Source organism: Dermabacter sp. HFH0086 (assembly GCF_000413375.1).
In the GTDB taxonomy this organism is placed as follows: Bacteria; Actinomycetota; Actinomycetes; order Actinomycetales; family Dermabacteraceae; genus Dermabacter; species Dermabacter hominis.
The window spans coordinates 217,384-232,356 of the sequence record NZ_KE340308.1; the positions used below are offsets into that span (position 1 = coordinate 217,384).

At 61.1% G+C, this 14,973-nt stretch carries 26 protein-coding genes and 2 tRNA genes; 20 read left to right on the forward strand and 8 right to left on the reverse strand.

All coding sequences use genetic code 11. The features are described 5' to 3' along the window. Positions 1-367 precede the first annotated feature (367 nt). Positions 368-1,765 (reverse strand): Gfo/Idh/MocA family protein, encoded by a 1,398-nt coding sequence (locus HMPREF1484_RS00970; protein ID WP_016663141.1) that lies wholly within the window; start codon positions 1,763-1,765, stop codon positions 368-370. Positions 1,766-1,950: 185 nt separating this feature from the next. Here HMPREF1484_RS00970 and HMPREF1484_RS00975 point away from each other — a divergent pair, with 185 nt between their 5' ends. Together HMPREF1484_RS00975 and HMPREF1484_RS10710 are read left to right on the forward strand one after the other, a co-directional pair. Then, positions 1,951-2,619, forward strand: coding sequence for a 1-acyl-sn-glycerol-3-phosphate acyltransferase (locus HMPREF1484_RS00975; RefSeq protein ID WP_016663142.1), 669 nt, complete (start codon positions 1,951-1,953; stop codon positions 2,617-2,619). A gap of 12 nt (positions 2,620-2,631) precedes the next feature. Further along, complete coding sequence (locus tag HMPREF1484_RS10710; protein WP_016663143.1) at positions 2,632-3,024, forward strand: universal stress protein; 393 nt, start codon at positions 2,632-2,634, stop codon at positions 3,022-3,024. Here HMPREF1484_RS10710 and HMPREF1484_RS00985 read toward each other — a convergent pair. The 3 genes from HMPREF1484_RS00985 to HMPREF1484_RS00995 form a co-directional block, all read right to left on the reverse strand. Then, positions 3,021-3,374: a metallopeptidase family protein gene (locus tag HMPREF1484_RS00985; protein ID WP_016663144.1), complete on the reverse strand. Its 354-nt coding sequence runs from the start codon at positions 3,372-3,374 to the stop codon at positions 3,021-3,023. The genes HMPREF1484_RS10710 and HMPREF1484_RS00985 overlap by 4 nt on opposite strands. A gap of 94 nt (positions 3,375-3,468) precedes the next feature. Continuing rightward, entirely contained in the window at positions 3,469-4,956 is a 1,488-nt protein-coding gene (locus HMPREF1484_RS00990) for a catalase (RefSeq protein ID WP_016663145.1), read from the reverse strand. Between the two features lie 206 nt (positions 4,957-5,162). Then, positions 5,163-5,235, reverse strand: a tRNA-Glu gene (locus HMPREF1484_RS00995). 127 nt (positions 5,236-5,362) lie between these two features. On the opposite strand from HMPREF1484_RS00995, the gene HMPREF1484_RS01000 reads away from it, so the two are divergent. Together HMPREF1484_RS01000 and HMPREF1484_RS01005 are read left to right on the forward strand one after the other, a co-directional pair. After that, entirely contained in the window at positions 5,363-7,084 is a 1,722-nt protein-coding gene (locus HMPREF1484_RS01000) for an alpha/beta hydrolase (protein WP_016663146.1), read from the forward strand. Between the two features lie 139 nt (positions 7,085-7,223). Further along, positions 7,224-7,299, forward strand: a tRNA-Thr gene (locus HMPREF1484_RS01005). A 114-nt stretch (positions 7,300-7,413) separates the two neighbouring features. On the opposite strand, the gene HMPREF1484_RS01010 is transcribed toward HMPREF1484_RS01005, so the two are convergent. From HMPREF1484_RS01010 to HMPREF1484_RS01020, 3 genes are all read right to left on the reverse strand, one after another. Beyond that, positions 7,414-7,770 (reverse strand): ImmA/IrrE family metallo-endopeptidase, encoded by a 357-nt coding sequence (locus HMPREF1484_RS01010; RefSeq protein WP_051120590.1) that lies wholly within the window; start codon positions 7,768-7,770, stop codon positions 7,414-7,416. Between the two features lie 91 nt (positions 7,771-7,861). After that, entirely contained in the window at positions 7,862-8,530 is a 669-nt protein-coding gene (locus tag HMPREF1484_RS01015) for a hypothetical protein (protein WP_040386345.1), read from the reverse strand. 19 nt (positions 8,531-8,549) lie between these two features. After that, entirely contained in the window at positions 8,550-8,918 is a 369-nt protein-coding gene (locus HMPREF1484_RS01020; RefSeq protein ID WP_040386346.1) for a helix-turn-helix domain-containing protein, read from the reverse strand. A gap of 127 nt (positions 8,919-9,045) precedes the next feature. On the opposite strand from HMPREF1484_RS01020, the gene HMPREF1484_RS01025 reads away from it, so the two are divergent. The 6 genes from HMPREF1484_RS01025 to HMPREF1484_RS01045 all read left to right on the forward strand — a co-directional run bounded on the left by HMPREF1484_RS01025 (position 9,046) and on the right by HMPREF1484_RS01045 (position 11,109). After that, a complete protein-coding gene (locus HMPREF1484_RS01025; RefSeq protein WP_016663150.1) occupies positions 9,046-9,261 on the forward strand; it encodes a hypothetical protein in 216 nt (71 codons plus the stop codon). 64 nt (positions 9,262-9,325) lie between these two features. Beyond that, positions 9,326-10,105: a phage antirepressor N-terminal domain-containing protein gene (locus HMPREF1484_RS01030; RefSeq protein ID WP_016663151.1), complete on the forward strand. Its 780-nt coding sequence runs from the start codon at positions 9,326-9,328 to the stop codon at positions 10,103-10,105. Positions 10,106-10,123: 18 nt separating this feature from the next. Next, positions 10,124-10,396, forward strand: a complete 273-nt coding sequence (locus HMPREF1484_RS01035; protein ID WP_016663152.1) for a hypothetical protein — start codon at positions 10,124-10,126, stop codon at positions 10,394-10,396. A gap of 166 nt (positions 10,397-10,562) precedes the next feature. After that, positions 10,563-10,763, forward strand: a complete 201-nt coding sequence (locus tag HMPREF1484_RS01040; protein WP_016663153.1) for a hypothetical protein — start codon at positions 10,563-10,565, stop codon at positions 10,761-10,763. Beyond that, positions 10,760-10,906 carry a hypothetical protein gene (locus tag HMPREF1484_RS11390; protein WP_016663154.1) on the forward strand — a complete coding sequence of 49 codons (147 nt, stop codon included), beginning with the start codon at positions 10,760-10,762 and terminating at the stop codon, positions 10,904-10,906. Before HMPREF1484_RS01040 ends, HMPREF1484_RS11390 begins: the two co-directional genes overlap by 4 nt. After that, positions 10,903-11,109 (forward strand): hypothetical protein, encoded by a 207-nt coding sequence (locus tag HMPREF1484_RS01045; RefSeq protein WP_016663155.1) that lies wholly within the window; start codon positions 10,903-10,905, stop codon positions 11,107-11,109. Before HMPREF1484_RS11390 ends, HMPREF1484_RS01045 begins: the two co-directional genes overlap by 4 nt. Here HMPREF1484_RS01045 and HMPREF1484_RS11395 read toward each other — a convergent pair. Further along, positions 11,106-11,246 (reverse strand): hypothetical protein, encoded by a 141-nt coding sequence (locus tag HMPREF1484_RS11395; RefSeq protein WP_016663156.1) that lies wholly within the window; start codon positions 11,244-11,246, stop codon positions 11,106-11,108. The genes HMPREF1484_RS01045 and HMPREF1484_RS11395 overlap by 4 nt on opposite strands. Before the next feature lie 188 nt (positions 11,247-11,434). Between HMPREF1484_RS11395 and HMPREF1484_RS11400 the strand changes: the two genes are divergently transcribed. The 10 genes from HMPREF1484_RS11400 (at position 11,435) to HMPREF1484_RS10715 (ending at position 14,879) form a co-directional block, all read left to right on the forward strand. Beyond that, on the forward strand, positions 11,435-11,611 hold the full coding sequence (locus HMPREF1484_RS11400; protein WP_016663157.1) for a hypothetical protein: 177 nt from the start codon (positions 11,435-11,437) through the stop codon (positions 11,609-11,611). Then, positions 11,608-11,913: a hypothetical protein gene (locus HMPREF1484_RS01050; protein ID WP_016663158.1), complete on the forward strand. Its 306-nt coding sequence runs from the start codon at positions 11,608-11,610 to the stop codon at positions 11,911-11,913. Before HMPREF1484_RS11400 ends, HMPREF1484_RS01050 begins: the two co-directional genes overlap by 4 nt. Continuing rightward, positions 11,910-12,092: a hypothetical protein gene (locus HMPREF1484_RS01055; RefSeq protein WP_016663159.1), complete on the forward strand. Its 183-nt coding sequence runs from the start codon at positions 11,910-11,912 to the stop codon at positions 12,090-12,092. Before HMPREF1484_RS01050 ends, HMPREF1484_RS01055 begins: the two co-directional genes overlap by 4 nt. Positions 12,093-12,183: 91 nt before the next feature. Beyond that, positions 12,184-12,333, forward strand: a complete 150-nt coding sequence (locus HMPREF1484_RS11405; protein ID WP_016663161.1) for a hypothetical protein — start codon at positions 12,184-12,186, stop codon at positions 12,331-12,333. Further along, positions 12,320-12,523 carry a hypothetical protein gene (locus HMPREF1484_RS11410; protein WP_147594861.1) on the forward strand — a complete coding sequence of 68 codons (204 nt, stop codon included), beginning with the start codon at positions 12,320-12,322 and terminating at the stop codon, positions 12,521-12,523. Before HMPREF1484_RS11405 ends, HMPREF1484_RS11410 begins: the two co-directional genes overlap by 14 nt. Further along, the gene (locus tag HMPREF1484_RS01060; protein ID WP_016663162.1) at positions 12,511-12,906 is read left to right on the forward strand and encodes a hypothetical protein; all 396 of its coding nucleotides are present in this window, start codon (positions 12,511-12,513) and stop codon (positions 12,904-12,906) included. The genes HMPREF1484_RS11410 and HMPREF1484_RS01060 overlap by 13 nt, the downstream gene beginning before the upstream one ends. Continuing rightward, positions 12,906-13,118 carry a hypothetical protein gene (locus tag HMPREF1484_RS01065; RefSeq protein WP_016663163.1) on the forward strand — a complete coding sequence of 71 codons (213 nt, stop codon included), beginning with the start codon at positions 12,906-12,908 and terminating at the stop codon, positions 13,116-13,118. Before HMPREF1484_RS01060 ends, HMPREF1484_RS01065 begins: the two co-directional genes overlap by 1 nt. Continuing rightward, complete coding sequence (locus HMPREF1484_RS01070; protein WP_016663164.1) at positions 13,115-13,477, forward strand: hypothetical protein; 363 nt, start codon at positions 13,115-13,117, stop codon at positions 13,475-13,477. Before HMPREF1484_RS01065 ends, HMPREF1484_RS01070 begins: the two co-directional genes overlap by 4 nt. Next, the gene (locus tag HMPREF1484_RS01075) at positions 13,474-14,229 is read left to right on the forward strand and encodes a hypothetical protein (protein WP_016663165.1); all 756 of its coding nucleotides are present in this window, start codon (positions 13,474-13,476) and stop codon (positions 14,227-14,229) included. The genes HMPREF1484_RS01070 and HMPREF1484_RS01075 overlap by 4 nt, the downstream gene beginning before the upstream one ends. Beyond that, complete coding sequence (locus tag HMPREF1484_RS10715; protein WP_016663166.1) at positions 14,226-14,879, forward strand: hypothetical protein; 654 nt, start codon at positions 14,226-14,228, stop codon at positions 14,877-14,879. The genes HMPREF1484_RS01075 and HMPREF1484_RS10715 overlap by 4 nt, the downstream gene beginning before the upstream one ends. Positions 14,880-14,973 lie beyond the last annotated feature (94 nt).

Sequence of the window (14,973 nt, forward strand, 5' to 3'; positions counted from 1 at the left end):
GTTCTTCGTGTTCACGGGGGACGTGAAGCCCAACTGTGGGGCTGCGCGAACCAACGTCCCCAACACTACACCTAGTGGCAGATCGATGGGAACACCACAAGATGTACTGAATTACACGAATGTGATGTGGATGGTGTGTGGACACGCTGTGGCCTCATGTGAACGCGCGGTGAACAGCGATGGTGTTATCCACGAACCATGCACGTCGCAGGCGCGCTCGACGGTGGATGGAGTTGTGGACAACCTGTGTTCGTTGGTGAATTTCCGGGGTTTTCCACGACGAATTGGGGACGCCGATCCGCATCGACGTCCCCAAAAATTCTTGTGTGATTCCCGCCCTTCGGCGTGTCGCGCCGCGGCGTGTGGGCTACGCCCCGCTGGGCTCGTTCCCGCCTGCACCCTCCGCCTCGCTGGACTCCGCTTGCACGGGTGCGCTTTGCTCGGAAATCTCGACCTCGCCCTGCTCGGCACCTTTCGAGCTCACGGCCGCGAACTCGTCCTCGGCCGGTTCCGGCGCGGTTGCGATAGGCGTCTCCGTGAGCGGGTTCTCGGCGACGACGGTGCTCCCCTCGCGCGCCTCAGCCCCGTGACCGCGGCCTTCGTTGTCGTCAGCCTCGCCTTCGGCCTCGGGAGCCTCGTTGATGTCGCGGCCGTCCACGAGCGCGAGCTCGGCAAGGATCGTTCGTGAAATCTCGAGATCCTCGAGTGCCTCGGAAAGACCGTAGGCGGGTGCCTTTCCCTTCGCGACAAAGGCGTAGAACGCCTCGTGAAGGCCGTAGGCAGGCGAGTGCTCGGAGAGGCGCTCGCTCTTCACAATCGCGCCGTCGGATTTCTGGGTGAACGTGAACGAGCCGCGCGTATCGAGATCTGCCACAGCGGGGATCTCGACCCGGCCCTGCCTGCGGTTCGTCACGACACGAATCGCATCGTGGAACTCGGGCGCAAACGGCAGGTAGTGCCACACGAGGCGAACGTGCACGCCCTTCTCGAGCGCGCCGAGCACCTCGATCGAGCCGGGAATCACCTGCTCGGGCCAGTGGCGCACCCCGTGCAGCTCGGTCAACGGACCGTAGGTTGCGCGCATCAGGGCGAGCTGTGCGAGAACGCCCGTGAGCAACCCCTTCACGTAAATATCGCGGTCGCGCTGATTCGCGCCGGGCCCCGCCCCCTTCTCGACGGCGTCCTTGAGGTTTTCGCGGCGCTCAATGCGCTGCTCCGACGGCAAATCGTAGGCGGCCGACGTCACGTGGTGCTTACCGTGCATCACGGAGCTCGCCGGCATGAGCGTCTCAAACTCGAGGGTGCGCAGGTCGCGCGCCTGATTTTCCTCCACGAGCAACTTCACAGAGGAGTCGTACACAGCGCCGTAGGCGAGCATCACGAGGGGACGCCCGGCCATCTGCTCAAACTCGGCGATCGCCTGAAGTTCCTCGGTTCCATACGCGACGGGCGGCTCGACGAGAACAGGGATGCCGCGCTTGATGATCTGGAGGATATCCTCCCCCTTCACGCCGTCGGCGCTGAACACAACCGCATCCAGCTCAACGTCCTTGCTGCGCGCAGCCGCCATCAGGTCCTTCACACTGCCGTAGCGGCGCTCCTCGTCAATGCCCCACTTTTCGGCGGCCTCGCGCAGTCGGCGCGGCGAGATATCCACGACCGCGGTGAGCTGGAAGCGATCGTGGCGGCGCTGAAGCATCGGCAGGTGCACCGCTTGCGCGCTCGTCCCGAGCCCCACAACGGCAACGTTAATCTTCGAGGGCATGAGCGAAATCCTTCCGGTCGTGGCGGGGGCACCTTTCGAAAAGGGTTCCGACGCCTGCCGGGCAACCGTCGGACCCCCATCCATTAAACACGCGGGCCCGCATTAGGAACTGCACCTCCGAGCGATTACGCTGAGAAACATGCGCGAGGCGCATGTGCGAGAGAGCGAGCCGAAGGAGCAGGCCGGTGTTTTACGAAACCGCCCACACGTTCGTCGCCCCAATGATTAAGGCGTGGTGGCGGCCGAAGGTCACGGGACTCGAGAACGTGCCCGAGACCGGCCCCGTGATCATTGCCGCGAACCACCTCGCGAATGTGGATTCATTCCTCGTGCCGGTCGTGTTCAACCGCAAGGTGCGCTACATCATCAAAGCCGATTTTTGGCACAAGAGCGGGCTCACGGCCCGCATCAAACAGCGCTTTTTCGAGACAGTGGGCTCGATTCCCGTCGAACGTGGAACGCTGAAGTCGGCGCAAGGTTCGCTCGAAAAAGCCCGCGAAGTACTCGATGAAGGGGAAGTCTTCGCGATTTACCCCGAGGGCACACGCTCAAAAACGGGCAGGCTCGGCCGCGGCCGCACGGGTGTCGCGTGGCTCGAAGAACACACGGGGGCGCCCATCATCCCCGTGGGGCTCGTGGGAACCGAGAAGCTCTTCGTGCCCGGAAAAACCCTCCCCCGCCCGCGGCGCGCGAAACTCGAGGTGCGCATCGGCACCCCCATCGACCTCAGCGACATCGATCGTTCCCTGCCTGAAAACCGCAGGCGCCGCGCGATCACGGACAGAGTGATGGACGAGATTCAAAAACTCAGCGGGCAAGAACGCGACACCCCACAGCCGAAGACGGAACACTGAAGGAGATCGACGGTGAGCATCCTCGTGGCCTATATCCCCACCCCCAAGGGCGAGGCAGCACTCGACGCCGCAATTGAGCGCGCCGTGCAGTTCGGCACCTCCCTGCATCTCGTGAACGTCGTGCGCGACTCTGTCGAATCGGATCCTCGACATGCGAGCGCGGAGCAGCTCGCGTTCGCGGTGCGGACGGCGCGCCGCGCGGGCGTGCGCGATGTCGACTCTCGCACCAGGCACATCGACGACGGCGACGAGGTCGCCCACGCAATCATCACCGAGATTGAGAAAACTGGCGCGGACACCCTCGTGCTCGGGGCCCGCTTTGGGGGAACGGACGACCCTCGCTACCTCGGCAACACCATTCAAACGGTGATCGCGGACTCCCCCGCCGACGTCCTGATCGTTTAGCCCCAGCCGAGCGCGTGCAGGTGCTCCTCCTCGATTCCGAAGAGGTGACCGACCTCGTGGAGCACGGTCACGCGGATTTGCTCCTCGAGCTCCTCGCGACTTGAAGCCATGCGCGTGAGCGGGCCGCGAAACACGATGATGCGGCCCGGCTCCATGAGACCGTCGAAATGACCGCGCTCCGTGAGCGGCACACCGTCAAACACTCCGAGCAGCTCCTCATCGCCCTCGGGTTCCTCCTCTACGAGGATCACCGTGTTCGAATCGGCAATCTGGGTGACGACATCGAGCGTCAGCGAATCGAGGGCGTCGTCAACCGCAGCCTCGAATTCTGCACGGCTCATGGCGTCCATGCCACAAGAATTCCAAAACGCCTTGGTGGAGGCAAGCGTCGGCCCCGCCCCCACCGAACGTGGCAGGAACGGGGCCGAACTTCTGAGTCGTGCGTTACTGGACGCTACCGGGAACCTCGGCGTCGCCCGCGTTGGCCTTAACGGCCTTCTCGATGCGCTCGCCGATCTCCTGATCAACGTTCTTCCAGTATTCGAATGCGCGCGAGAGCACGGGCTCGATCACGCCGTCGAGGGCGCCCGCGACGGTGTTCACGAACTCCTCGCGCTCCTCGTCGCTAAACACCTCGCGCACGAGGGTGCCGGCCTGGCCGAAGTCGTCGTCCTCGGCGTGGAGGGTGTACGCGGCGCGCACCATTTCGCCGTCGGACTCCCAGCCGTTGTCTACCGGGCCCTGCTCATCCTGGTAAGCGCGACCGAAGGAGTTCGGGGCATACACGGGAGCATCGCCCGAGTGGAAGAACTCCATCGCCCCTTCCTTCGAGTAGGTGTTGACGTCGTTCACCGGGCGGTTCACGGGCAGCTGGTTGTAGTTCGTGCCAAGGCGGTTACGCTGTGCATCCGGGTAGGAGAACACGCGGCCGAGAAGCATCTTGTCGGGCGAGAAACCGATGCCCGGAACAAGGTTCGAGGGGCTGAAGGCCGCCTGCTCGATCTGCGCGAAGTGGTTCACGGGGTTCTGGTTGAGCTCAAACTCGCCCACCTTGATGAGCGGGTAGTCCTTCTTCGACCAGGTCTTCGTGAGGTCGAACGGGTTGAAGCGGTAGGTCTTCGCGTCCTCATAAGGCATGATCTGCACCGACACATCCCACTTCGGGAAATCGCCGTTCTTGATCGCCTCGAAGAGGTCCTTGCGGTGCGCATCGGCATCCTCGCCCGCAATGCGGGTCGCCTCCTCGTTCGACAGGTACTCGACGCCCTGCTGGGTGTGGAAGTGATACTTGACCCACGACTTCTCGCCAGCCTCGTTGACCCACATGTAGGTGTGCGAGCTGTAGCCGTTCATGTGGCGCCACGTCTTCGGAAGACCACGCGGACCCATGAGGTATGCGACCTGGTGAGCGCTCTCAGGCGAGAGGGTCCAGAAGTCCCACTGCATGGTGCCATCGCGCAGACCCGAATCGGGAAGGCGCTTCTGCGAGTGAATGAAGTCGGGGAACTTCATGGGGTCGCGGAGGAAGAAGACGGGGGTGTTGTTGCCAACGATGTCGTAGTTGCCCTCTTCCGTGTAGAACTTGAGCGCAAACCCGCGCACGTCACGCCACGTGTCGGGCGAGCCGAGCTCACCGGCAACGGTCGAGAAGCGGGCGAGCATCGGAGTCTTCTGACCCTTCTGGAAAAGCTTCGCCTTCGTGTACTGGGAAACATCCTCGGTCACGCGGAGCTCGCCGAAAGCGCCCGAGCCCTTCGCGTGGGGGCTGCGCTCAGGGATGCGCTCGCGGTCAAAGCGGGCGAGCTTCTCCACAAGGTTCACGTCGTGAAGAAGGAGGGGTCCATTCGCGCCAACGCTCAGCGAGTGAGCATCGGATTCGCGCACGGCACCGGCTTCGTTCGTGCTCGGAAGGTTCGGATCAAAAGTGCTCATTCGTCCTGTCCTTATCTCGTGGGGTAGGAGTAGGGGCGATCAATCGCCTCGGCGTCATCGAGGAGGGACCGCGTACCTCCACCCTAGCTGGCACTCCTTGAGCACACTCACAAAGTTCGCGCGATGAAGGCGAGCAGACGTCGGACCCCGCGCACGTGTCGTTAAAACGAAACCGCCCACCAATTCTGGTGGGCGATTTCATGCTGTACCCCGTACGGGATTCGAACCCGTGTTGCCGGCGTGAAAGGCAGGTGTCCTAGGCCGCTAGACGAACGGGGCGGGCGGAAATACTCTACCCATGCCGATGCCAGAACGCCAACTGGGAGAGTCTGACGGTGACACACGGCACCGCGTGATTGAATAATGGCAGCTAATTCGCCTTCCCAACGATCCGCGAGGTTTCTTCGTGACACCCACTCACCCCTCCCGCTTCGGCGTGCGCGCACGTGCTGCCGCCGCCCTCAGCGCCCTCACGCTTGCCGCGCTCTCACTCAGTGGATGCGGAGCACTCATCCAAGCGGGGCACAAGGCCACGCCAAGTAACTCGGCAGCCGCAGGCAGCGGCAACTTCGAGAAAGATGCCGAAAAAGCCATCAAGGAGCTCGAGAATTCGACCTCCGAGGCTTACGGCACGGAAGGCATGGCGCCCCTTAAATCGATCGCTCCCGTCGTCGAATCCGCCGCCTACGATCTCGGCGCCGATCCCGCAAAGGACGAGCGCTGGAAGAAGTTCTACGACCAGCGCGCCGACTGGGGAAAATGCGAACGCGCGGAATATCAAGGTGCCGAATGCGCCACGATCGAGGTCCCACTCAAGTGGAACGACCCCGAAGGTGCCACCCTCTCACTCCTGCTCACGCGCGTTCCCGCAACGGGCGACGACAAGAAGGGCTCACTTCTCATCAACCCCGGCGGCCCCGGCGGCTCGGGTGCGGAACACGTCGCCGCCTACGGCTCCATGACGATCAGCTCCACCGTGCGCAAACAGTACGATCTGATCGGCTTCGACCCGCGAGGGGTGAAGGATTCCGACGGTGTCCAGTGCCTCGACGATGCCGAGACTGACGAGATGCTGTCAACAGACCTTCCCGACACCGAGGAAGGCAAGAAGAAAGCGAAGGAGTGGTCCGACAAGCTCGCGAAAGCCTGCAAAGCGAAGTCCAGTGACCGCATTCAGTACGTCGACACGTACTCCGCAGCGCGCGACATGGACGTGATCCGCGCGGCTGTTGAATCCGAAAAGCTCGACTACCTCGGCTTCTCGTACGGCACGTACCTCGGCGCCACCTACGCCGAAATGTACCCGGAGCGCACCGGCCACCTCATCCTCGACGGCGCAATGGACCCAGCGCTCACGACAAACGAGATTGTCGCCGGGCAGGCCGCCGGTTTCGAGCAGGCGATTAAAGACTTCGTGACCTGGTGCCAGAACGAACGCGGCAGCTGCCCCCTCACGGGCAGCGTCGACGACGGCATTCAGCAGCTTCGCGACTTCATGACGAACGCCGGAAAGAACCCCATTCCCACGGCGAGCGGCCGCAAGCTCAACGAGACCCTCGCCTCAACAGCGATCCTCACCGCCCTCTACAGCAACGAGACCTGGGAATACGTCGCCCTCGGGATCGAAAGCGCCAAGGCCAACAACTCCGCCGACGTCCTCCTCATGCTCGCCGACCTCGCCAACGAACGCGAAGAAGACGGCTCATTCAAGTCGAACAGCACGTTCGCCAACGCCGCCGTGAACTGCCTCGACCACGTCGGGGTAACCGACGAAAAGTGGCTCAAGGCCGAAAGCGAACGCCTCGCAAAGAAATACCCGACGTTTGGTCCGTCGCTCGGCACCGAAGAGGACGGCTGCGCGAACTGGCCCGCGAAGCCCGTGCGCTACCCCAAGGAAATCCATGCGAAGGGGTCGAGCACCATCGTCGTGATCGGCACAACCCACGACCCCGCAACCCCGTACGCGTGGGCCGAATCCCTCAACAAACAGCTCGACAACTCGGTTCTCCTCACCTGGGAGGGCTTCGGCCACACCGCCTACAGTCGCTCGGGTGGCTGCATCGAGGAGATGGTCGACGCGTACCTTCTCGAGGACAAGGTCCCGGACGACGGCGCGAAATGTGAGTAGAAACTGAGCCCGGGTCAGCGGGGCGGCATGCACGTCACCCCGCACGAGATGTGACCGGTCCATCACCGACACAGTTTGGCACCCGGGCCGTTTCTCCCGTAAAGTTGTGGTTCGTGCGCGACGCGTGAGCGAAGCACACGCCTCCTTAGCTCAGTCGGTAGAGCGATTCACTCGTAATGAATAGGTCGCCGGTTCGATTCCGGCAGGAGGCTCCACAAAAAAGCGGCCCCCACCAGGACAAACACCCGGTGGGGGTTCTCTTTACGCAAACTGAAGTGGCGGGTTGTAACCCTTCTTGTAACCCTTCTTTGAACAGACCAGACATTGACCTATTCATTTTCGACCCCTGCAACCGCAAACAGTTCCGACGCAGTGAGAGTCTCGCAGCGCGCCTCAAGCATGAGCGGCGTCACCCACAGCTCCTCAGCAAGCTCGAGAGGGCTACGCGCCCACCTAGCGGCCTTCACGAGCGCCTCAAACGGCACGAGGCGCGCCGCCGCTATCTGGTTCACCTCGCGCTCGCGGGAAGCGCTACAGGGCCGCCCCTCGCCCGCCTCGAGGTGTACGAGCTCATGGGCGAGAGTGCAACGCCGCTCTACTTGAAGCAGGCGCTTATCCAACCGGATTAGGTCGCGGCCGTTCGTCTCGCCACACCGCCCGTCAAGGCGCGCGAACTCGACGCGCACGCTAGGAAACGTGGCGTGCAAATGGTCCCAAGGGTTATAGAAACTCACCCTCCCAATGTTGCGGGAGGGTGAGACATTTAAAGACGGGATGCTACTGGCGCTCCCACGTGTCGCCAGTTACATACGTACCATCTACTTGGACATCCATAATCTCATCGGGGACTTCCTTACCTACATAGACAATGCCTTCCTTCTTCGCAGAAGGGCGCACGCTAGTTGGGTAGTTCTCGCTCACCGCAGAAACTTGATCGTAATAATCACTCCAGTTTTCAGCGTTATTCGTTGCTTCATCAATATTGAACTCGATTACGTCGAGAAGCTGCCCTACTGAATAAAACTCGTACTCGTTCCCTTCGGCATCGTAGAGATACACCGTTTCTAGGTAGAACTCTTGATCGCTCTTACGGTTATCTACGTCCATCGTTAGTGTCACACCCTCGATGGGATCATCCTTGAATGCAGGGAGTGAATCATGCACTTCCTTGAAATCGCTTGGAATGCCAACATCGGTCAGATGGACGGTTACCACAGTGCCATTATCGTCAGTGACCGACAAAGTATCCCCTGGCTTGAACGGGTCTGTAGGAGCGGGGGCTTCATCGTTGGCGCTCTCTTCGCTCGCAGCCTCTTTGGTGCCTGCTTCACTGCTTGCTGCTGCGGCGGTCGTTTCTTTTGATGGTGCGGCGTCATTGTCGCTGCCACTTGAGCAGCCTGCGAGCGCTAGAACGAGGCATGCAATCGGGATAAGGGCTTTCTTCATGAGGGTCTCTCTTTTCTTGTTATGCGGGTTCATCGCCGTCATAGAACGGCTCGGGTGTTTCTTGCTCCGCGTTCATGCGGTCGCGCAAAGCTTTGCCACGGTTAGGTGCGGTGTGAGCGGCTAGGCCGTAGTCGGATTGGGTGGGGGTTGATTGGCGGTCGTAGCGAAGCTCGGCCCGCTCCACGAGCTCGTGAGCAGGTGCACCTATCTCACGCGCAATTGCCAAGAGTGACGATGCAGGAACATCGCGAGTGCCTTTGATGTAGCGCCGCAGCGTCGATTCGCTGATGCCCGTGCGCTCCACTAGCGCTTTTTGCGTCACGCCAGCGATAGACATCTGGGCGGCAATTTCCACGCCGAGCGCGCGCATGTATTTCTCTGCGTCCATAAGTCCAACGGTAGCCGCATAGCACGGTTCCGGTCCGTATTGGCGGGAAAGTGTGACTATCGTGACATGCATTACACCCGTGTAGTTCGGCTTGCATCCGGTCCATTTGGACCGTTACCGTTTAGCCATGACCGCAAGCACAGACCACATCGCCCGCCGAGTCATGGCGGATATCAAGAGCAAAGGGCTCTCGATTTCAGCCGTGGCCGACGCTACGGGCATTGCAAAAACCACCCTCCTACGAAGACTCAAGGACGGCGATTTCACGGCATCTCAGACCAAGAAGATCGCCCTCGAGTTAGGCAGTGACGCGGCGGACTACTACCGCGAGGAAGCCGCCTAACCCCCCTTATTTGATCCCCCTCCAAGTCCGTGGCCCCCACGGCACCCCCACGAAAGGTTTTCTCATGTTTCTTCAGTCCATCCCGTTTCACGGAACGAGTATCGCCGCCGCGAAAGACGGCGAGACGATCCGTGTTGCCCTCCGCCCGGTATGCGAGGCGATGGGAATTGATTACACCGCCCAGTATCGCCGCCTTGAACGGACCTCGTGGGCAGTTGTTGCCATGATGGCAATGACCGGCGCGGACGGTAAGACCTACGAAATGGTCACCGTCGACCGCCGCACCTTCACCATGTGGCTCGCCACCATCGACACCACACGCCTCAAATCAGACCGCGCCCGCAACCTCGTCGAAACATTCCAACGCGAAGCAGCCGACGCCCTCGACAACTACTTCCACAACGGCGGCGCAATCAACCCCCGCGCCACCGAACACCAAATGCGCGCGCTCATGTTCCAAGCCCAGGCACAAATGGAACTGTGTCAGGCCGCGAAGGGACTCATCCACCCGGATCATCTCGAAGCGAAAGCGCGGATCATTCTCGCGCGCGGCATGGGTGAGCACGCCGAACTAGACGAGTCTCGCCGCCCCCTCTACACCCAGGACTTCTTAAAGGAGAAGGGCCTTTCAGCAAAACAGCTCCGCTCCAAGGCCCCCACGTTCGGAAAACGCCTCAAAGCCGCCTACATCGACAAGCACGGTGTCGCCCCCGAGAAACGCCCCATGAACCTCTCCAACGGCCAAGTCCGCGACGTCCTCGCATACACCAACCAAGACCGCGACCTCATGGAAACAGTGTGGGCAGGCATGAACCCCACACCTCACCTGGCCGTCGTCGCCTAACACCCAAAGGAGTCAGTCATGATCTCGATCAACTTCAATCCCCAAACTAATGTCCTCGAAATCCGGCATCAAGGCGACCCCAGTCACACGGAAACGCTCAACGAAGCTCTCCGTCACGTTCTGGAAGCCCTCGATGGTGTCGGCACCCTCGCCGGTGAGAGTCAGGGACAGGTCCTCGGGTGTGACGAAAAGATTGTATGCAACCCGTCGACGGTCACCGAGACGATAAAGGACTCGAGTCTTGACCCGGCCACTTACGCCGAACGCCTCGTCAAAGCCCTCAAAGAGTGACACCACCGATCTCACGGGCCCTTCACCCTCAACGTGGATCTTGAAGTCTCTGACCCTAAGTTCAGCTTCCAACATTGGTTTTCCTCCCACTCCCGTGGCCTTCAATAAACGTCTTTGTTCATTAAAGCCTGTGGCTTCCCACAGCACTCCCCTTAGGAGGCTTCTTATGTCGCTAAGCGACGCCATGCGCTACGTCAGGGAGATCGCGGCCAGCGAAGGACTGCGATTCTCCAAACGTCAACTACGCACCCACGCCGTTCACTACCTCGACTGGTGGAACGGTCTCAACGCAAAAACCACCGCCCACATCGACCCCACCGGCGAACAAGCCGTGAAGCGAGTCCTCGCACAGGCGGTGAGAGCGTGACCCTTTTTACCGTCATCTGCGCCGCCATCGCCGTCGCGGGAGCCGTCTTCTCAATCCTCACGCTCGTCGATCTCCTACGCGACGAGCGAGCGTCACGCAAACCGACCGACTACCCACACCTAAGTAAGGAGCAAATGAAATGACTAACCCTCGTGAACTTGAAGCCCGCAAGAACCTAGGCGAAGCGTTCGCATCCAGTGAAGAAATCGCAGCCACCTACGCTTCCAGCGTCGCCAATATCGCGTACATCGTTGCCCGCGAAGAGCTCGAGCGTGCAGGCATCCCCCTCTCTCCCTACCAAACACAGGAAGAGAGGGGAATGCGGGTACTGGACACTTGGGACTAGAGCCCAACCACTCGCCTAGCTGCCGCTAGTCCTGAATCGCGCTGATCTTCCAGCTGCGCAATCGCCTGAACGATCGCGTCCACGTCGTTCGGGTCGGCCTCAAGTTTCCGCTTGAGTTCATCACTGATCTTGCCCATCTGCCTCACCTCCCTTCGCTGTTTACGTGCATTCACAGCCTACGGGTGGAGCAGGTGGGCGCTTCCGGTAAAAGAAAACGCCCCGGTGGCAGCCGCAGCCGACATCGATTTGGCTGCCTAACCCTCACTTCGACCGGCCCTCACCCTTCACCGGGTGGGGGCCTTTCTTATGCCCCAAAGGAGCCACCATGCCAGTTCCTCAACCGCCCCGCCCGCTCCCTCACGCGCGGCCCGAGCTAGTCCGATTCGACAACCGGGACGCGCAACGCCGCTGGGACATCATCGCCGCCCTCGTCCCCTTCATCCAACACTCAGGGGCGCTGATCGACGTCGCTGAATACATCCAATACGGAGAAGACGAATGACCACCAAATACGCCCGAACCACCGACCCAGCCACGAGCCACGAAGCCGCGACCACCGCGCTCTACTCGAACGCCCACGTCGCGGTAGAAGAAGCCCTCCGCGAGCTCGGCGTCGCCGCTGACCACGAGATCGAAGCATTCGTGAACGCGAAAACGCACGTGTACAGCGGGCAACGGTTACGCACCGCCCGTGCCGAACTCGAACGCGAACACATCGTCACCTACAACCGCAACCCCGACGGAATCCCCACCTACGGGAAAACACCTTCAGGTAGGCGCACGCACGAATGGAGGCTCGCGTGAGCCGCATCGCCTACGACCTCGAACAAGCAGCGCAAGTCGTGCCATTCAGCACCAGCTACCTGCGCAAGGCCACCCGCCGAACTGAAGGCAACATCCTCAAAGCCGCCATGCGCGCCAGGCGAATCACGATCATGCACACCGACCTCGTCGCGTGGTGCGAGAAAGAAGAAGACGAATGAAAACCAACACCCACCGCGCCACCCACTACCGCTCCTACGGCCACGAGCTCATCCGCGCAACCTTCGCGGCCAAGAAGAGGGTGAGGCGCTAATGCTGCTGTTCATCTCCCTTACCGCGACATATTTCGCGCGCGTCGCCATCCTCGCGCTACTCGTATTCGCTGTTCGTTTCGGTATCGCCCTCGGCGTCGAACAGTACGAGCTTTGGCGCGAAGAAACGGTGAATCTTGACCGACATTGATGAAGAAATCGCCCGGCTATGGGCGCAAGCAAACGGCATCAAGCCACCCAAACCACCAACACCCATGGCCGAGCCGCTCGACCGCTACATGTACGGCGACCCCGCAAAGTTCATCCCCGGAGCCGTCGACAAGCAACGCAAAACCACAAAGAAAAAACCCCGAAAGGACACCCCGAAATGGCGTTCATGAAACTCCCCAAGCTCAAGCGCTCCGCCGCGACCGCAGCCCCGCAAGTCACCATCTCAACCAACGCGAAACAAAGCGCCACCTACCTCTTCCTCAACCAGGCCGCGAGAAAAACTATCGGTGACCCGGCCGCCGTCTACCTCGCCTACGACCGCGAAACAAACCGTATGCAGGTGCACGCCTCGTCGCCTGAGGACCCGGCCGCGTATGTCCTCTCGGGTAGGACGGGCCGCGCGGCCGTCACCGCTATCCTCCGCGAACTCGGATTCGCACCCGCGAAAACCACCTACCATCCCGCGAAGAAAACTGGCCGGCTCGCACTCGAGTTCAGCCTCGACGAAGTAGCACGCGCAAGCGCCCCCATCGAGATCGTGAAGGCCGCGTAATGGATAACAACTACAAAACAGCCGAGTGCACGCTCCTCGACGAAATCGCCGCCGACATCAGCGCCGTAGACGCGCACAGTAGTCTCCGCTACCTCAAAGACGAATGGGCCGAATACGCAACCGCCCTCGCCCTCCACCGCCTCGCCAACGCATGGGAACGCCGCGTCGAAATCGCAGAAGCAACAGCCCGCCAGAAAGGAATCAACCCGTGAACACCGCACCCACCCCCGAACAACTCGACCAGCTCGACCAGCTCATCCAGCACCGACAAAAAATCGCGACCGAAGCAAAAAACCTTGAACAAGTCCGCAAGGACTACGACGCGAAAATCCTCGCCCTCGCCACCGAGCTCGGCCACACCCACGGCAGCCTCCCCGTAGGCGAGCACACCCTCACGGTCGCCAACTATCGGCAGCTCGACAAGAAACGCCTCGCCACCGACTACCCCATCACGAAGCATCCAGAAATCTATGCGGCGGAAATCTCCACCACCGCCGTGAAGAAACACATCGCTGAAGCAGACCTCGACGCTTACTACCTGGATAAGGGCACGCAGGTGCGCATCAAATGAGCAACCCCAACACCGTGTGGGGACTCTACCGGCGCACCATCGACGACGCGATCAAACACCAACCCCGAACGCTTCAACGCCGAATCGGGCCCAGCGAAATCGGAAACCCATGCACCCACTGCCTCGCCGCGAAACTCGCCGGCTGGCAGCAGGTGGAAGAAACCGCGTGGCTACCCTTCATCGGCACCGCCGTCCATGCCCAGCTAGAAGAGATCTTCACGAAAGCCGGGCCCGCATGGGAAACAGAAACCCGCGTCACCGTCGGCGACATCAACAACACGCCAATCAGTGGCACATGCGACCTGTTCCATGTCCCGAGCGGCACCGTGATCGACCACAAGATCGTCGGCACCACCACACTGAACGCCGCACGCCGCGAAGGCGCTAAACCCGTCTACCGCATCCAGGCCCACCTATACGGGCGCGGCTGGCAAAACAAAGGCCACCACGTCACCACCGTTGCGATAGCGCACCTGCCAAGGAACGCGACATCACTATCGCAAGCAGTGTTCTGGTCCGAGCCCTACGACGAACAGATAGCCCTCCAAGCTCTCGAACGCGTCAACCAGCTCGCGACCAGCATCGAAGTTGTCAAAACACTCGGCACAGAGAAACTCAACAACTTCATTAGCGGACTCGACCGAGATCCCGACTGTTTCAGTTGCGCCCGCTACCCAGACTTCGAGCCCGCACTAAGCGGGCTCGAACTGTTTAACACCAACCAACCACAGAAAGCACAGAAAACATCATGAACACTACTCTTGCAAGCATCGACCAGCTCCTCGCCGGCGGCGGCAAAACCGCAAAGTTCGAGACGGTAGGCGAAACCCACGCAGGCGAGATCGTCTCCATCGACACCCGCCAAGTCAACGACTACGAAACCGGCACGCCAGAGTTCTGGCAGGACGGGCGACCAAAGCAGCAGATCGTTGTCACGTTCGACACCGGCAAGCAGGAAGGGCCTGACGATGACGGTCACCGCAACCTTTACATCAAGGGGTGGGGTGACCAGTTGCGCGCGTTCCGTGACGCTGCTCGCCGCCTCGGACGCAACCCCCAAGTGGGCGACCGCATCACCGCGACCTACGTTGCTGACGGCGAAAAGAAGAATCCTCGCTTCAACGCTCCGAAGCTGTACCAGTACGACATTGAGCCGGGTACGCCCGGTTTGAGCGCCATGCTGAACGACGGTGCGCAAACCGCCCCGCAGGCACAGCAGGCAGCGCCGGCACAGGCGCAGGCACCGGCCTCGCAGCCTGGTGCGCAGCAGCCCACGCAGCAGGGTGACCAGTCGCAGAAGGTGAAGTCGATGATCATGCTCGGCCTCACGGATGAGCAGATCGCTGAAGCGCTCGGGCTCGACCAGTCCGTTGTCGCGTACATGCGCGAGCACATCGAATAAAACACGCTCTCGCGCCATCAAAAAAAACGCCCCGGCACCACACCCCACCTCCAGAACCCTCCCGCATTGGGGGTGGGTGGTGTGGCGACGGTTC

Bases quoted from the DNA above. Each gene is read 5' to 3' on its own strand.
- HMPREF1484_RS01045 (WP_016663155.1), top strand. From the start codon at position 10,903: ATGACTAACCCTCGTGAACTTGAAGCCCGCAAGAACCTAGGCGAAGCG.
- HMPREF1484_RS11400 (WP_016663157.1), top strand. From the start codon at position 11,435: ATGCCAGTTCCTCAACCGCCCCGCCCGCTCCCTCACGCGCGGCCCGAG.
- HMPREF1484_RS01035 (WP_016663152.1), top strand. From the start codon at position 10,124: ATGATCTCGATCAACTTCAATCCCCAAACTAATGTCCTCGAAATCCGG.
- HMPREF1484_RS00970 (WP_016663141.1), bottom strand. From the start codon at position 1,765: ATGCCCTCGAAGATTAACGTTGCCGTTGTGGGGCTCGGGACGAGCGCG.
- HMPREF1484_RS01065 (WP_016663163.1), top strand. From the start codon at position 12,906: ATGGATAACAACTACAAAACAGCCGAGTGCACGCTCCTCGACGAAATC.
- HMPREF1484_RS00990 (WP_016663145.1), bottom strand. From the start codon at position 4,956: ATGAGCACTTTTGATCCGAACCTTCCGAGCACGAACGAAGCCGGTGCC.
- HMPREF1484_RS01050 (WP_016663158.1), top strand. From the start codon at position 11,608: ATGACCACCAAATACGCCCGAACCACCGACCCAGCCACGAGCCACGAA.
- HMPREF1484_RS11405 (WP_016663161.1), top strand. From the start codon at position 12,184: ATGCTGCTGTTCATCTCCCTTACCGCGACATATTTCGCGCGCGTCGCC.
- HMPREF1484_RS01025 (WP_016663150.1), top strand. From the start codon at position 9,046: ATGACCGCAAGCACAGACCACATCGCCCGCCGAGTCATGGCGGATATC.
- HMPREF1484_RS01030 (WP_016663151.1), top strand. From the start codon at position 9,326: ATGTTTCTTCAGTCCATCCCGTTTCACGGAACGAGTATCGCCGCCGCG.
- HMPREF1484_RS01020 (WP_040386346.1), bottom strand. From the start codon at position 8,918: ATGGACGCAGAGAAATACATGCGCGCGCTCGGCGTGGAAATTGCCGCC.
- HMPREF1484_RS11395 (WP_016663156.1), bottom strand. From the start codon at position 11,246: ATGGGCAAGATCAGTGATGAACTCAAGCGGAAACTTGAGGCCGACCCG.
- HMPREF1484_RS10715 (WP_016663166.1), top strand. From the start codon at position 14,226: ATGAACACTACTCTTGCAAGCATCGACCAGCTCCTCGCCGGCGGCGGC.
- HMPREF1484_RS01060 (WP_016663162.1), top strand. From the start codon at position 12,511: ATGGCGTTCATGAAACTCCCCAAGCTCAAGCGCTCCGCCGCGACCGCA.
- HMPREF1484_RS00985 (WP_016663144.1), bottom strand. From the start codon at position 3,374: ATGGACGCCATGAGCCGTGCAGAATTCGAGGCTGCGGTTGACGACGCC.
- HMPREF1484_RS01075 (WP_016663165.1), top strand. From the start codon at position 13,474: ATGAGCAACCCCAACACCGTGTGGGGACTCTACCGGCGCACCATCGAC.
- HMPREF1484_RS01015 (WP_040386345.1), bottom strand. From the start codon at position 8,530: ATGAAGAAAGCCCTTATCCCGATTGCATGCCTCGTTCTAGCGCTCGCA.
- HMPREF1484_RS01040 (WP_016663153.1), top strand. From the start codon at position 10,563: ATGTCGCTAAGCGACGCCATGCGCTACGTCAGGGAGATCGCGGCCAGC.